Annotated in this window: 13 protein-coding genes; 6 read left to right on the top strand and 7 right to left on the bottom strand. The window is 61.8% G+C overall.

Features of this window, described 5'->3' with window-relative positions; all coding sequences use genetic code 11:
• Window position 1 precedes the first annotated feature (1 nt).
• Window positions 2–1222, top strand: a complete 1221-nt coding sequence (gene nqrF / locus FGK63_RS12815; protein ID WP_138842827.1) for an NADH:ubiquinone reductase (Na(+)-transporting) subunit F — start codon at window positions 2–4, stop codon at window positions 1220–1222.
• A gap of 124 nt (window positions 1223–1346) precedes the next feature.
• Here nqrF and FGK63_RS12810 read toward each other — a convergent pair whose 3' ends face one another.
• The 3 genes from FGK63_RS12810 to FGK63_RS12800 all read right to left on the bottom strand — a co-directional run bounded on the left by FGK63_RS12810 (window position 1347) and on the right by FGK63_RS12800 (window position 4998).
• Window positions 1347–1550 carry a hypothetical protein gene (locus FGK63_RS12810; RefSeq protein ID WP_138842825.1) on the bottom strand — a complete coding sequence of 68 codons (204 nt, stop codon included), beginning with the start codon at window positions 1548–1550 and terminating at the stop codon, window positions 1347–1349.
• A 157-nt stretch (window positions 1551–1707) separates the two neighbouring features.
• Window positions 1708–2721 (bottom strand): NAD-dependent epimerase/dehydratase family protein, encoded by a 1014-nt coding sequence (locus FGK63_RS12805; protein ID WP_138842823.1) that lies wholly within the window; start codon window positions 2719–2721, stop codon window positions 1708–1710.
• Between the two features lie 90 nt (window positions 2722–2811).
• On the bottom strand, window positions 2812–4998 hold the full coding sequence (locus FGK63_RS12800) for a transglycosylase domain-containing protein (protein ID WP_138842821.1): 2187 nt from the start codon (window positions 4996–4998) through the stop codon (window positions 2812–2814).
• Between the two features lie 259 nt (window positions 4999–5257).
• Between FGK63_RS12800 and FGK63_RS12795 the strand changes: the two genes are divergently transcribed.
• From FGK63_RS12795 to FGK63_RS12785, 3 genes are all read left to right on the top strand, one after another.
• Window positions 5258–5596: a P-II family nitrogen regulator gene (locus tag FGK63_RS12795; protein ID WP_138842818.1), complete on the top strand. Its 339-nt coding sequence runs from the start codon at window positions 5258–5260 to the stop codon at window positions 5594–5596.
• Window positions 5597–5627: 31 nt separating this feature from the next.
• Window positions 5628–6956, top strand: a complete 1329-nt coding sequence (locus tag FGK63_RS12790; RefSeq protein ID WP_138842816.1) for an ammonium transporter — start codon at window positions 5628–5630, stop codon at window positions 6954–6956.
• A gap of 111 nt (window positions 6957–7067) precedes the next feature.
• Entirely contained in the window at window positions 7068–7436 is a 369-nt protein-coding gene (locus tag FGK63_RS12785; protein WP_218961137.1) for a hypothetical protein, read from the top strand.
• A 23-nt stretch (window positions 7437–7459) separates the two neighbouring features.
• On the opposite strand, the gene FGK63_RS12780 is transcribed toward FGK63_RS12785, so the two are convergent.
• From FGK63_RS12780 to FGK63_RS12770, 3 genes are all read right to left on the bottom strand, one after another.
• The gene (locus FGK63_RS12780) at window positions 7460–8644 is read right to left on the bottom strand and encodes an amino acid aminotransferase (protein WP_138842814.1); all 1185 of its coding nucleotides are present in this window, start codon (window positions 8642–8644) and stop codon (window positions 7460–7462) included.
• Window positions 8644–9498, bottom strand: a complete 855-nt coding sequence (gene sseA / locus FGK63_RS12775) for a 3-mercaptopyruvate sulfurtransferase (protein WP_138842812.1) — start codon at window positions 9496–9498, stop codon at window positions 8644–8646. Before sseA ends, FGK63_RS12780 begins: the two co-directional genes overlap by 1 nt.
• Window positions 9499–9606: 108 nt before the next feature.
• Window positions 9607–9876 (bottom strand): CBU_0592 family membrane protein, encoded by a 270-nt coding sequence (locus tag FGK63_RS12770; RefSeq protein ID WP_138842811.1) that lies wholly within the window; start codon window positions 9874–9876, stop codon window positions 9607–9609.
• Window positions 9877–10070: 194 nt separating this feature from the next.
• On the opposite strand from FGK63_RS12770, the gene ilvD reads away from it, so the two are divergent.
• Window positions 10071–11900, top strand: a complete 1830-nt coding sequence (gene ilvD / locus FGK63_RS12765; protein WP_138842809.1) for a dihydroxy-acid dehydratase — start codon at window positions 10071–10073, stop codon at window positions 11898–11900.
• Between the two features lie 110 nt (window positions 11901–12010).
• Here ilvD and FGK63_RS12760 read toward each other — a convergent pair whose 3' ends face one another.
• Window positions 12011–12829, bottom strand: coding sequence for a sulfotransferase family protein (locus FGK63_RS12760; protein ID WP_138842807.1), 819 nt, complete (start codon window positions 12827–12829; stop codon window positions 12011–12013).
• Between the two features lie 144 nt (window positions 12830–12973).
• Between FGK63_RS12760 and FGK63_RS12755 the strand changes: the two genes are divergently transcribed.
• Entirely contained in the window at window positions 12974–14551 is a 1578-nt protein-coding gene (locus tag FGK63_RS12755; RefSeq protein WP_138842805.1) for a DUF5928 domain-containing protein, read from the top strand.
• The last annotated feature ends 34 nt before the right edge of the window (window positions 14552–14585 follow it).

Below are 14585 nucleotides of genomic sequence, written 5' to 3'. Positions count from 1 at the left end.
CATGGAAACTTTCACGCTCGGCGTAGTCCTCTTTACCCTGATCGTTCTGGCGCTGGTGGCACTCATCATGGCGGCCCGTTCGCGTCTGGTTTCGACAGGCAACGTCAACATCACCATCAACGGCGAAAAAACCATCGCGGTTCCGGCGGGCGGCAAGCTGCTGCAGACGCTGGCGGCCGAGAAGCTGTTCGTTCCCTCGGCCTGCGGCGGCGGCGGAACCTGCGCGCAATGCCGGGTCAGGGTGATGTCGGGCGGCGGATCGATCCTGCCGACAGAGGAAAGCCACATCACCAAGCGCGAGGCCGCCTGCGGCGACCGTCTATCCTGCCAGGTCGCGGTCAAGCAGGACATGGAGATCGAGGTTCCCGAAGAGGTTTTCGGCGTCAAGAAATGGGAATGCACCGTCCGCTCGAACGAGAATGTTGCGACCTTCATCAAGGCGCTCGTGCTGGACCTGCCCGAGGGCGAGAACGTCAATTTCCGCGCCGGCGGCTACATCCAGATCGCGGCGCCGCCGCATCAGCTGTCCTATACCGACTTCGACATCGAAGATGAGTATCGCGAGGATTGGGACAAGTTCAACCTGTGGCAGTACAAGTCCACGGTAACCGAGCCGATCGAACGCGCCTATTCCATGGCGAACTACCCCGAGGAACGGGGCATGATCATGCTCAACGTCCGGGTGGCTTCGCCGCCGCCGGGCGCGGACGGTATTCCTCCGGGTCAGATGTCGTCCTACATCTTCAATCTCAAGCCGGGCGACAAGGTCACGATCTCGGGCCCGTTCGGCGAGTTCTTCGCCCGCGACACCGACAAGGAGATGGTGTTCATCGGCGGTGGCGCCGGCATGGCGCCGATGCGGTCGCACATCTTCGATCAGCTCAAGCGGCTCAAGACCAAGCGCAAGATCAGCTTCTGGTACGGCGCCCGGTCGAAGCGCGAGATGTTCTTCGTCGAGGATTTCGACATGCTAGCCGCCGAAAACGAGAACTTCGAGTGGCACGTGGCGCTCAGCGACCCGCAGCCGGGCGACGATTGGGATGGCTACACGGGCTTCATCCACAACGTGCTCTTCGAGGAATATCTCAAGAACCACCCCGCGCCCGAGGACTGCGAGTTCTACATGTGCGGCCCGCCGATCATGAACCAGTCGGTCATCAACATGCTGCTGGAATTGGGCGTGGACCGCGAAGACATCATGCTCGACGATTTCGGCGGGTAGGAAACGAAAAACCGGCGCAAAACGCGCCGGTTTTCAATTTCCCAAGACCTCGCGTTTTTATGGCACGGCTGAAATGCCGCGCTCGGAAGACGCGAGTTTTCCACCCAAGGCCATTGGACGCGGCCTAGCACTTGTGCGGATTTTCCTCGCAGTAGATCACGTTGGCGGCCGCACCAACCGCCGCACCTGCGACGATGTTTGTATCCAGGATGGCGGATCCGGCGGCGCCTGCGCCTGCGCCGTAGAGAATCTGTTCACCGGTGGTATCACCGCAGCCGGACACCCAAACAACCAGCAGGAAAACGGCCAGAATGGATTTCAAGGGCATGTTTTTCCTCCTCTTCCTTCAAAGCTAGTGCAGATGTCCGCACGGGCCACACCGATCCGCCGGTCATGGTCAATTGCCCGCTGAACGCCCGCAATCGTGACCCGGTGTGATGACGGTCCGTTTCGAGAGGCGAACGGCTTCTGTCGCTCTTCGCGGGCTATTTGCCGTGATAGTCCCGGAACCACTCAACGAAACGCGCTATGCCATTCCTGACGTCGGTCTGCGGGCGGTAGCCGGTCAGGCGCTGCAACAGGCCGGTATCGGCCCATGTCGCGTGGAGATCGCCTTTTTGCATCGGCATGTAGTTGCGGATCGCCTTCTTGCCGAGCGCCTCTTCGATCGCCTCGACGAAATCCAGCAACATCACCTTGTCCGCATTGCCGATGTTCACGATGCGGAACGGCGCGACGTGCGATAGGCTGTCGTCCTCTTCTATCTCTTCGCTGCTGCCCGGGCGGACTGGAACCGCGTCCATCAGCAGCCGGATACCGCGGACCAGATCATCCACATAGGTAAAGTCGCGGTACATCTCGCCGTTGTTGTAGATGTCGATCGGCCGGTCATCCAGAATGGCGTCGACGAATTTATATAGCGCCAGATCCGGCCGTCCCCAGGGGCCGTAGACCGTGAAGAACCGGAACATGGTCGTCGGCAGGTTCCACAGGTGGGCGTAGGAATGGCCCATCGCCTCGTTCGCCTTCTTGGTGGCGGCATAGATGGTGAGCTGCGTGTCGGCCTTGTCGGTCTCGGCAAATGGCATGTCCTCGTTCGCGCCGTAGACAGATGAGGTCGAAGCCATCAGCAAATGCTCCACCGCGTGCTGGCGTGCCACCTCCATCACGTTGAACGTGCCGACGACGTTCGAGTCGATGTAGCTTCGCGGTTGTTCCAGGCTGTATCGCACCCCTGCCTGTGCGGCGAGATGAACGATGACATCCGGTTGAAACGCGTCCGCTGCCTGCGACAGCCGCTCGTAGTTTTCCAGCAGGTCTTCGGTTGCCGAGAACCCCGGCGACTGCAACAGCATCTGGTGCCGCCGGCGTTTCAGGTCGACGTCGTAATAGTCCGTCATTCCGTCATAGCCGTGGACGCGAAACCCCTCGGCCACCAGCAGTTTGGCAAGGTGAAAACCGATGAAGCCGGCGGTTCCGGTAATCAGCACTTTTTTCATGTCGTTCCTCGCAACGGGCACCCGCGCGTTCAAAGCGGAAAGATCTGCCAAGGTCAATGACTTGGGCAGGCAGAAGTTCCGATCCGGCCGTCAGTTGTTACCGCCGAAAATGTTCCTCAGCAGCTTTTCGACCTCTTGGCCGAAGCTGCCCCCGCCCTTCTTGTTCTGCCTGGGCTGCGCGGTCAATGTCGGTTCCTTCGGGGCCTGCATTGGCAAGGGACTGGGGGTCATGCCCTCGGTCACGCGGATCATGGTTTCGTGCCAGATCTCGGCCGGCAAACCGCCGCCAGTGACGCCCGAGAGCGGCGTGTTGTCGTCATACCCAAGCCATACCCCGGCCACGTAATCGGCAGTGAAGCCGATGAACCAGGCATCGCGGGCCGCCTGCGTCGTGCCGGTCTTGCCGGCCACCTGCCAGCCCGGCAGCGCCGCGCGCTTGCCCGAGCCTTCGGACACCACCTTTTCCATCATCCATATCAATTGCTGCGCCGCATCGGTCCGGATCACCCGTTCGCCGATGCCGGTGCTGGTCGCCATCAGCGGCTCGTCGTCGCCCAGAAGCTTGAGTTCCGTCAGCCCGTAAGGCTCGACCGACGAGCCGCCATTCAGGATCCCGGCATAGGCGCCGGTCATTTCGATCAGCGTGCTTTCGGACACGCCCAGAGCAAGGGCAGGACCCGAGGCCAGATCGCTTTCGATGCCGAATCCGCTCGCCACGGTGCGCACGTTGTCGAGCCCGGCGATATTGGCCACCTTCACCGCTGGTACGTTGAGCGAATCGCGCAGCGCCCGCGTCAGCGTCACCCGGCCGAAATGCTTGTTGGTGTAGTTTTTCGGGCACCATTGTCCGGATCCGGGAATGTTCTCGCAATACGGCTCGTCGATCACCGTATCCAGCGACGAATACCCCAGTTCCAGAGCGGTCGCGTAGACGAACGGCTTGAACGAGGAACCGGTCTGACGCAGCGCCTGCGTCGCCCGGTTGAACGCGCCGGACACGCGGGTCTTGCGCCCGCCGACCATGGCCCGCACCGCGCCGTCCGCCGACATCACCACGATGGCTGCCTGCGCCTTGGAATCGGGTTTGACCTTTTCCAGGAAGATGAATTTCATCGCCTCTTCGGCGGCGGTCTGTATCCGCTGATCCAGGGTGGTGCGGATCACCACATCCTCGGTCGTGTTGCGGGTAAAGAATTCCGGACCGCTGGCCATGACCCAGTCCGCGAAATACCCGCCCGCGCGCGCGGCGGCGGCTTCGGACAGTTCGGCCGGTTCGGTGCGCGCCCGTTGCGCCTGATTGGCCGAAAGGTAGCCCTGTTCCTCCATCAGGCCGATGACGACATCTGCCCGGCCTTGCGAACGCTCCAGATCGTTTGTCGGCGCGTACCGCGTCGGGGCCACCAGCAGGCCGGCCAGCATCGCCGCCTCGGCGGGCGAAACCTCGGCCGCGGACTTGCCGAAATAGCGCTGGCTGGCCGCTTCGAAGCCGCGGGCGCCAGCACCCAGGAAGGCGCGGTTTAGATAGATCGTCAGGATCTCGTCCTTGGAGTATTTGACCTCCATGGCCATCGCGTAGATGGCTTCCTTGGCCTTGCGCAACAGGGAACCCCGGCGGCAATCGGATTCGTAGTCGGCCTCGGATTTCCATTGCGTCGGATCATACGGCACGCCCAGGCACAGCAGCTTCGCGGTCTGCTGCGTGATGGTCGAACCGCCATGACCAGACAGCGGCCCGCGCCCCTCGCTCAGGTTGATGCGGACGGCGCTGGCAACGCCACGCGGGCTGATGCCGAAATGGCGATAGAAGCGTTTGTCCTCGGTGGCGATCACCGCGTGTTTCAGATGCGGCGACACGGTATCGGCTGTGATCACGCCGCCGAACTGGTCGCCGCGCCAGGCGAACACCTTGCCGTCGCGGTCCAGCAGCGTCACCGATCCGCGCGCGCGGCCGTCCAGCAGAGAATCGGAATCGGGGAGAGTCGTGTAGACCGCCCCCACCGCGATCGCGACCAGAACCGCGACGACCATCCCGACGCGCCAGGTGACGCCCCAGACAAGGCGGAGCAGCCAGCCGAAGAAACGACGAACGAAGCCGAAGAACCCGCCCCCCGAACTCCGCGTTGTTCGGCGTGTAGTGCGTCGCGCGGGACGTTTCCGGGTGGTGTTCTTCGCCGCCGATTTCCGCGCCGGTTTCTTGCCCGACGTCTTTTTCCTGCCCGCAGACGGGTATCTTTTGTCCGCCACCAGAGGTGACCCGCGGCGCTTGGACTCAGTCATGCTCAACTCTGCCCGTTCCTTGCTTTTGCCGGACAATACCCTGCCCGGATGCTCATGTAGAGGTGCGAATTACCGGAATTCCGCTTCACAGACATGATTAAAATTTAATCACCGGCTGAATTTTGTGCAAAAAATGTGCGACAAGGCCGAATTTTGCCAAGTTCAACCTCGTCGAATTGTTCCTTTACGACCATTCCCGCGCTCTTTTTTCTGCAGGTGCAAACACGCCGGGTCGGCCGGCAAGGCAAAGGGGAAAGAAGTGAAACTCATCATTGCGACAATCAAGCCGTTCAAGCTCGAGGAGGTGCGCGAGGCGCTCACCCAGGCGGGCATCCGCGGCATGATGGTGACCGAGATCAAGGGATTTGGCTCGCAGTCCGGACACACGGAAATCTACCGCGGCGCAGAATATGCCGTGAATTTCGTACCCAAGATCAAGCTCGAGATCGTGGTTCCCGCAGCGATGGTCGAACAGATCATCCAGACCATCTCTTCGACCGCCAAGACGGGCAAGATCGGCGACGGCAAGATCTTCGTGCTGGACGTCGAACAAGCGATGCGCGTGCGGACCGGGGAAACCGATGAAGACGCGCTTTGAGCCCTGCCACTTCCACTCCGAGGACAAGAAAATGAACCTGATCAAAACTCTCATTCCCGCTGCCGCGGTCATCGCGCTGCCGCAAGTGGGCCTGGCCCAGGAGACCGCCGCGAGCGGGGAGACGCCCCAGCACACGCAGTACATCCTGACCTCTCTTCTGTTCCTGATGGGCGGTTTCCTGGTGTTCTGGATGGCCGCCGGTTTCGCCATGCTCGAGGCCGGTCTGGTCCGTTCCAAGAACGTCACCATGCAGCTGACCAAGAACATCGCGCTGTTTTCGCTGGCCGCCATCATGTACTGGCTGGTGGGCTTCAACCTGATGTATCCGGGCGACGGCTGGACCATCACCGGTTTCCTGGGGGCGTTCTCGCCGACCGTGCTCGAGCCTGTCGGCCTGGCCGACACGGAAACCGACCTGTCCTATGCGTCCGTCGGCTCGGACTTCTTCTTTCAGCTGATGTTCTGCGCCACGACCGCATCGATCGTGTCGGGCACCATGGCCGAGCGGGTGAAGCTCTGGCCCTTCCTGCTGTTCGTGGTCGTGCTGACCGGCATCATCTATCCTATCGAGGCCTCGTGGCAGTGGGGTGGCGGCTGGCTGTCGGAAATGGGCTTCTCCGATTTCGCCGGTTCGACGCTGGTTCATGCAGCAGGCGGCTTCGCGGCCCTCGCCGGCGCCATCGTGCTGGGTCCGCGCATCGGCAAGTTCACCAAGGACGGCAAGGTCGTTCCGATCCCCGGCTCGAATCTTGCGCTGGCCACGCTCGGCACGTTCATCCTGTGGCTCGGCTGGTTCGGCTTCAACGGCGGTTCGCAGCTGGCGATGGGCACCATCGGTGACATGGCCGATATCAGCCGCATCTTCGCCAACACCAACATGGCCGCTGCAGCGGGCGCCGTTGCCGCACTGATCCTGACCCAGGTGCGGTTCGGCAAGGTCGACCTGACCATGACGCTGAACGGCGCCCTGGCGGGTCTGGTTTCGATCACGGCCGAGCCGCTGGCCCCGTCGCTGTTCCAGTCGCTGATCATCGGCGGTATCGGCGGCGTCATCGTGGTCTTTGCCGTGCCGATGCTCGACCGGATGCGGATCGACGATGTTGTCGGCGCCATCCCGGTTCACCTGATCGCCGGTTTCTGGGGTACCTTCATCGTCGCCTGGACCAACTCGGATGCCTCCTTCGTCACCCAGATCATCGGCTTCGTCGCGATCGGTGTCTTCGTCTTCGTGGTCAGCTACGTCCTGTTCACGGTCATCAAGAGCACCGTGGGCCTGCGGGTCGGCGAAGAGGAAGAGATCAACGGCCTCGACATGGCCGAACTGGGCATGGAGGCTTATCCGGAATTCTCGAAAGGATAACCACCCTTCATATCCATCAGATTGCCCCGGCCAAGTGCCGGGGCTTTTTGCCTTGGCAGCGCAATCGGCCTAACCTGCATCCGGACAGATTGCCGAAAACGGAGCAGATCAATGGCCTGCGCACCGGACACACTGGTCGGACACAGCCTGGAATGGACGGGTACCCACCATTCCGGCACCGGCGATTTCGCAGAGTTGTCGACCCATACCGTCAGCTACGAGACCGAAACCACCTGCTACGTGACGGCGGGAGGCAAACTGGTTGGCGAGGCGCAATACACCTACAGGCGTCTGGATGACGAGATGGGCATCTGCATCTACCGTCCCAAGGTATACCAGGGCCGCCCGGACGTGGTGCTGAACGCGATGTTCGATTTCAGGAACATGAAGGACCGCGCCGTTCTGACGGCAGGCGGTGAACCGTTTGCCGTCGCGGATGGCGACATGCGCTTCGTGGATACGCCGCCGCGCCCGGGTTGAGCAGAGCGCGGCGGGACACTGTATCAGACGCCGACGTCGACGATGGCCTGTGCCAGAACCGGCACGGTGTTCGCGTTCAGGCCAGCGATGTTCAACCGGCTGTCTCCCACCATATAGATGCCATGCTCGACCCGCAGCTTCTCGACCAGTTCGGGCGCAGCGCCGAGCCGTGAGAACATGCCCCGGTGCTGGGCGATGAAGCCAAAACGGTCGGAGCCGGTCAGCCGCTGCAACTCGTCGGCCAGTTGCTGGCGCAGGCCCAGCATCGACAGCCGCACTTCCTCCAGTTCGGCGGCCCAATCGGCCCGCAGATCTTCGTCCATCAATATCGTCGTCACCACACGCGCGCCGTGATCCGGCGGAAACGAGTAGTTCTGGCGATTCAGAAAGGCCAGCGTCCCTTGGTTCAACGCGGTCTGCCCGGCGTCGGCGCTGACCGCCATCAGCAGGCCGGTGCGTTCGCGATAGACGCCGAAATTCTTCGAGCAGGACGCCGCGATCAGGCATTCCTTGACCGATGCCGCCACCAGACGGGTGGCCTGGCCGTCTTCGAGCAGGCCGTCACCGAAACCCTGATAGGCGATGTCGATCATGGCCACGAGGCCGCGTTCGTTGATGAGGTTCACCACCTCCTGCCACTGAACCATGTTCAGGTTGGCGCCGGTCGGGTTGTGGCAGCAGCCGTGCAGCAGCACGACGTCGCCGGCCTTGGCCTTCCCAAGATCCTCGATCATGCCGTCAAAATCGACGCCGCGGGTTTCGTCGTCGAAATAGCGGTAGGCGACGGTTTCGATGCCCAGGTAGTTCAGGATCGAGATGTGGTTCGGCCAGGTCGGATTCGAGACGAACACACGGGCCTCGGGATTGGCCATGCGGATCATCTCGAAGGCTTGACGGCAGGCGCCGGTGCCGCCCGGCGTCGCGACGGCAGCGACGTTCGCCCGTGGAACGGCACTGCCCAGGATCAGCGCGATCATCGCGTCCGCATATGCGGGATCACCGGCCAGGCCGGTATAGGCCTTGGTTTCCTGCTGTTCCCATATGCGGTGCTCGGCAGCCTTGACCGCGCGCATGACCGGGGTCACGCCCTCGGCGTTCTTGTAGACGCCCACGCCCAGATCGATTTTGTCTTCGCGCGGATCGTCGCGATACATCTGCATCAGCATCAGGATCTTGTCGGCGGGCTGCGCCTTGAGATTTTCGAACATCAGTTCTCTCCGGTTGCGACGGGCAGGGTCGGGAATGCACCCCATTCGGCCCAGGAGCCGTCATAAAGCGAGTGATCGGTCTTGCCCATGCGCTCGAGCGCCAGGCTGAGGATGGCTGCGGTCACGCCGGATCCGCAGGTGGTGATGGCGGGCTTGGACAGGTCGACGCCCGCAGCCTCGAAAACGGCGCGGCAGTCTTCCGGCGATTTCATCGTGCCATTCTTGTTGAGCAGGGCGCCGTACGGAACGTTGCGCGACCCCGGGATATGACCCGGCCGCAGCCCTTCGCGCGGCTCCGGCTCGGTGCCGGCAAACCTGTTGGCAGAGCGCGCGTCGATGATCTCGTGGTTGGACAGCTTTGCCGCCGCCGAAACCTGCGTGACATCGCGCAACAGGTGGTTCTGCACGCGGACGGTCATGTGGCGGTCGCGGATGACGGGCGGCAGATCCTCGATCTCGCGCTCTTCCGCCTGCCATTTGGGGAAGCCGCCGTCCAGAACGGCGACGTTCTCCTGACCCATCAGCCGGAACAGCCACCAGACACGCGCCGCCGACAGCAGCCCCGCGCCGTCATAGACGACGACCTGATGGCCGTCGCCGACCCCCATGGCCCGCAGGCGCGACATGAACTTTTCCACCGGCGGCGCCATGTGCGGCAGATCCGACCGGTGGTCGGAAATCTCGTCTATGTCAAAGAAACGCGCGCCGGGAATGTGTGCTGCGTCATATTCGGCCTTGGCGTCACGACCCTGCTGCGGCAGATACCAGGACGCATCCAGAACCCGCAGATCCGGGTCCTTGAGATGCGCGGCCAGCCAGTCGGTGGAAACAAGGGTTTTCGGATCGTCCTGCATCTAAGCCTCCCCTATGCGCGCAGGGTTTTCCCTATACGCCGGCGGATGTTGTTTCAAGAAGGGAACGGCACCGTTCCTGTCCGCAAACAAGACGAGGCCGCGCCAGGTTCAGCGGCTGCGGCGGAGCCTGAAATGCTGAAGAATGCCCACCAGGCTTATCGCGATCCAGAAGCTCTCGATCAGCATCGAGGCCAGGTTGAAGTTCTGCGTCAGCGAATAGACGATCAGGATCGATCCCACGAGGTTCACCACCGGAAAGGCCAGATCCTCGGAATTCATCCAGCGCATCTGAGTGGCGAAATATGCGATCACCACCATCAGCGCGCCCAGCGATCCGACGCCGTCGGCAAGCGTGAGGGAATCGGCAATGGTGGTCATCCGCGTTCTCCGGTCTAGATTTCCCGCCAGAAGGACTACCGAGGGCCCTTCGGGTATGCAATCCCGGCGTCGGGCGGGGTCGGATGGGGGGCAATTTGCGGCTGCGATTGCCGTCCCGTCATTGAATCGGCCCCGCTCCCTTGCTTTTGCCGCCCGAATGGTGTCCCTGTTCGAAAAACCAAGGGAAACAGCCGATGCCGATGTACCGATCCAGAACTTCGACCCACGGACGCAACATGGCGGGCGCGCGCGGATTGTGGCGCGCGACCGGCATGACGGACGATGATTTCGGCAAGCCGATCATCGCCATCGTCAATTCCTTCACCCAGTTCGTGCCGGGCCACGTCCATCTCAAGGATCTGGGCCAGATGGTCGCGCGCGAGGTCGAGGCGGCGGGCGGCGTCGCCAAGGAGTTCAACACCATCGCGGTGGATGACGGCATCGCCATGGGCCATGACGGAATGCTCTACTCCCTGCCTTCGCGCGAGATCATCGCGGATTCGGTGGAATACATGGTCAACGCCCATTGCGCCGACGCCATGGTCTGCATCTCGAACTGCGACAAGATCACGCCCGGCATGCTGATGGCGGCAATGCGGCTGAACATCCCGGTCGTGTTCGTGTCCGGCGGCCCGATGGAAGCGGGAAAGGTCATCTGGGAAGGCAAGGAAAAGGCGCTGGACCTGGTGGATGCCATGGTCGCGGCCGCCGACGAAAGCTACAGCGACGAGCAGGTCGCGGCCATCGAACGTTCGGCCTGTCCGACCTGCGGATCATGTTCGGGCATGTTCACCGCCAACTCGATGAACTGCCTGACCGAGGCGCTGGGCCTGTCGCTGCCGGGCAACGGTTCGACCCTGGCGACCCATGCAGACCGCAAACGACTGTTCATCGAGGCCGGCCACCTGGTCGTGGATCTGTGCAAACGTTACTACGAACGGGATGACGCAAGCGTTCTGCCCCGCAACATCGCGACCCGCACCGCGTTCGAGAACGCCATGTCGCTGGACATCGCCATGGGCGGTTCGACCAACACGGTGCTGCATCTGCTGGCGGCCGCGCACGAGGGCGAAGTCGGATTCCATATGTCCGACATCGACCACCTGTCCCGCAAGGTGCCCGTCCTGTGCAAGGTGGCCCCGGCCAAGGACGACGTCCACATGGAGGACGTTCACCGTGCCGGCGGCATCATGTCCATCCTGGGCGAGTTGGACCGCGCCGGCCTGCTGAACACCACGGTCGGGACCGTGCACTCGCCCACCTTGGCGGATGCGCTGGAGCGTTGGGATGTCAAACGGACGGACAGCGAAGCGGTGCACGACTTCTTCCGCGCCGCGCCGGGCGGCGTTCCGACCCAGACCGCCTTTTCGCAGGACCGCCGCTATGACAGTGTCGATCTGGACCGCGAAACCGGGGTGATCCGCAGTGCCGAACACGCGTTCTCGCAGGATGGCGGATTGGCCGTGCTCTACGGCAACCTTGCGGAAGAGGGCTGCATCGTGAAAACGGCAGGCGTCGACGAATCGATCCTGACCTTCACCGGCCCGGCGCATATCTTCGAAAGCCAGGACGATGCCGTGTCCGGTATTCTGACCGGCAAGGTGAAGGAAGGCGAAGTGGTGCTGATCCGCTACGAAGGGCCGCGCGGCGGTCCGGGGATGCAGGAGATGCTCTATCCGACGAGCTACCTCAAGTCCAAGGGGCTCGGCAAAGCCTGCGCGCTGGTCACCGACGGCCGTTTTTCCGGCGGCTCTTCGGGCCTGTCCATCGGGCACGTGTCGCCCGAGGCCGCCGAGGGCGGTCTGATCGGCCTGGTCGAACAGGGCGACATGATCGAAATCGACATTCCCAACCGCAAGATCCATCTGGCGGTCGATGATGCATTGCTCGCCGAGCGCCGGGAGTTGCAGGACGAAAAGGGTTGGGCGCCGGCCAAGCCGCGCAAGCGCAAGGTGTCCACGGCGCTGAAGGCCTATGCCAAGCTGACCACCAGCGCGGCGAAAGGCGCCGTCCGCCAGCTTTGATCCCAAGTTCTGTGGGTGAAACGGAAAAGGCTGCCCATCCGGCAGCCTTTTTTGGCCTTCGCCATATGTGTAGCGTCGTTTCCTGGTGCCCGACGGCCAACTAAGCGCGGTCAATCGCCCAGCTTCGCGTGAACCTCGTCGAGATCGATCTCGCCGATGGGCATCTTGTTGCCTGGGTTCTCGAAATCGTATCTGAAAAGCTCGAAATCCCGTTTGTAGATTTCGTAGACCAGATGCATCGACAGATCGTCGAAGTAGTCCTCGACCGGATGCGCGCGCTTTGGACCGTGACCTTCGGATTCGTTGAAGCGCGGGATCTCGGCCAGCTTCACCGGGTTTGGCGTTTCGACATGGTTCAGGACGTCCTGCATCCCTTCGTTGAACTTTTCGGTCCAGAAGATCCGATCATACCGCCCGCCGTTGGCGATGAAGGTTGCCACATGTCCCGACATGGCCGACCAGTGGATGTCGGGATCCATCGGCCGCCGCCAGCGGATCGTGTCGCGGGCAAAAAGAAGAAAGCGGCGGAAGCTCTGGATCTGGTCGAACTCTCCCTTGCCGTCATCCCCGCCGACCTCGATCCCGTAGTTGAAGATCAGCGTCGGCACCAGGTTGCCGCGATACCGTTTGCCGTTGCGCTGAATGCCGCAGATCTTGTCGAAGAAGGAACTGAGGATGCGGGTATAGGGGTTGCGGACACAGGTGAAGGCATAGGTGCGATGCGACTTCACGTTGCGGGAAATCGCCTCCTGGCTGTCGTCCATGGCCCACTTGTGCAGCCCCGACTGGGCGTCATGGATGTCGCCGTCAAAAAACTGACCGTGGTCGGAAAAATACATGATCTGACCGATGGTCGAGCAGGCGCATTTCGGCACGACGCGATAGAGCATGCTCTCGCTTTCCGTCATCCAAGTTCCGGGGAACCCCATCTGCCGCGCCTCCTCAGCCTGCACGCCTCACGTTGAGCGACAGGTTCTTTGAAATCAAGGAACCAAAAATCTTCTGTTTATTCAATCGCCCATCATCAGTATCAGGGTTGGAAATGAGCAGATACTGAGACCATCGTTTCGAGAATGGCAAAAATCGCCTATATCCTGCTGTGCCACAAGAACCCGGATGCGATCATTGCGCAGGCCGGGCAGTTGACGGCGGCGGGCGATTGCATGTCGATCCACTTTGACGCCCGTGCCAGTTCCGCGGATTACAGCCGCATCCGATCGGCGCTGGACGGCAACCCCAACGTGACCTTTGCGCGAAAGCGGATCAAATGCGGCTGGGGCGAGTGGTCGCTGGTCAAAGCCTCGCTGAACGCGATCGAAGCGGCGGTCGAAGCGTTCCCGCGCGCCACCCATTTCTACATGGTGTCCGGCGATTGCATGGCGATAAAGACGGCGGAATACGCGCACCGGCTCCTCGACGAAAACGACAAGGATTACATCGAAAGCCACGACTTCTTCGAAAGCGACTGGATCAAGACCGGCATGAAAGAAGACCGGCTGATCTATCGCCATTATTTCAACGAGCGCAACAGTCAGTGGTGGTTCTATGCCGCCTGCAATCTGCAGAAACGCCTCGGACTTGAACGCGACATTCCGCATGACATCCAGGTCATGATCGGTAGCCAGTGGTGGTGTCTGCGGCGCCGGACGATCGAACGGATCCTCGATTTCCTGCGCGCCCGGCGGGACGTGACGCGGTTCTTCTCGACCACGTGGATTCCGGACGAAACCTTTTTCCAGACACTGGTCCGGCACCTGGTCCCGGAGCGTGAAATCGAGAACCGGACCCTCACGTTCCTGATGTTCTCGGATTACGGGATGCCTGTGACGTTCTACAACGATCACTACGATCTGCTGCTGGCCCAGGATTTCCTGTTCGCGCGCAAGATCAGCCCCGAAGCGCTGCAACTGAAAGAGCGGCTGGGACAGCTTTATGCCGCAAAAGGGGTGGAATTCCGCATTTCGAACGAGGGGCGAAACCTACATGCGTTTCTGACCGGTCGCGGCCGGGTCGGCAGGCGGTTCGCACAAAGGTTCTGGGAGACCGAAAGCACCCTTGGTCCTGACCGCGAATTGTTGCTGATCGTCTGCAAGAAATGGCACGTCGCCAAGCGTCTGGTCGAGCAGATTCGGCGCGAAACGGGCATTCCGGGTGTCGAATATCTTTTCAACGAAGAACGCGCGGCGCTACCCGATCTGGGCGGCTTGGAATCCACCCTCGCCAAACGGACACGGCACCGTCGCGCGCTGGTCAGGATGCTGTTCGACCATTTCGGTACAGACCGGCTGATCCTGTGCCTCGATCCGGCCGACATTGATCTGGTGAAGGATTTCTGTTCGGACAAGGCGAAGACCCGATTGCTCGAGATCGAATGCCGGTATTCCGACGATTACCTGATCGGACACGCACAAAGGGTTCGTCTGGCGGGCGAGCATACGCCGCAAGCGACGCTGGAGAAACTGCTGCCGACGATCCGCAATGACCTGGCGCATGAGGCAGAGCGCATCCGCGACGCGGGCTTTGCCCGCCACTGGCTTCTGCGCGAAACCGAGCAGCCTTTGGCGAACGCCGCCAAGCTGGCCGAATTCCTGTCGGTTCCAGAAGATCGGGCCGCGAAGATCTTGGAGATCGGTTACCTGTTTTCCGACTGACGACCGGTCAGCTATGGTCGGGTAAGGTGACCGG

This window comes from Ruegeria sediminis, from assembly GCF_005938215.1.
GTDB classification, from domain to species: domain Bacteria; phylum Pseudomonadota; class Alphaproteobacteria; order Rhodobacterales; family Rhodobacteraceae; genus Ruegeria; species Ruegeria sediminis.
Note: the sequence above shows the minus strand (reverse complement) of the source record. Positions and strands in the feature narration are given on the sequence as shown.

Excerpts from the sequence above, each read along its gene's own strand:
- nqrF (WP_138842827.1), top strand. The coding sequence starts at position 2 with ATGGAAACTTTCACGCTCGGCGTAGTCCTCTTTACCCTGATCGTTCTG.
- FGK63_RS12810 (WP_138842825.1), bottom strand. The coding sequence starts at position 1,550 with ATGCCCTTGAAATCCATTCTGGCCGTTTTCCTGCTGGTTGTTTGGGTG.
- FGK63_RS12805 (WP_138842823.1), bottom strand. The coding sequence starts at position 2,721 with ATGAAAAAAGTGCTGATTACCGGAACCGCCGGCTTCATCGGTTTTCAC.
- FGK63_RS12800 (WP_138842821.1), bottom strand. The coding sequence starts at position 4,998 with ATGACTGAGTCCAAGCGCCGCGGGTCACCTCTGGTGGCGGACAAAAGA.
- FGK63_RS12790 (WP_138842816.1), top strand. The coding sequence starts at position 5,628 with ATGAACCTGATCAAAACTCTCATTCCCGCTGCCGCGGTCATCGCGCTG.
- FGK63_RS12785 (WP_218961137.1), top strand. The coding sequence starts at position 7,068 with ATGGCCTGCGCACCGGACACACTGGTCGGACACAGCCTGGAATGGACG.
- FGK63_RS12780 (WP_138842814.1), bottom strand. The coding sequence starts at position 8,644 with ATGTTCGAAAATCTCAAGGCGCAGCCCGCCGACAAGATCCTGATGCTG.
- sseA (WP_138842812.1), bottom strand. The coding sequence starts at position 9,498 with ATGCAGGACGATCCGAAAACCCTTGTTTCCACCGACTGGCTGGCCGCG.
- FGK63_RS12770 (WP_138842811.1), bottom strand. The coding sequence starts at position 9,876 with ATGACCACCATTGCCGATTCCCTCACGCTTGCCGACGGCGTCGGATCG.
- ilvD (WP_138842809.1), top strand. The coding sequence starts at position 10,071 with ATGCCGATGTACCGATCCAGAACTTCGACCCACGGACGCAACATGGCG.
- FGK63_RS12760 (WP_138842807.1), bottom strand. The coding sequence starts at position 12,829 with ATGGGGTTCCCCGGAACTTGGATGACGGAAAGCGAGAGCATGCTCTAT.
- FGK63_RS12755 (WP_138842805.1), top strand. The coding sequence starts at position 12,974 with ATGGCAAAAATCGCCTATATCCTGCTGTGCCACAAGAACCCGGATGCG.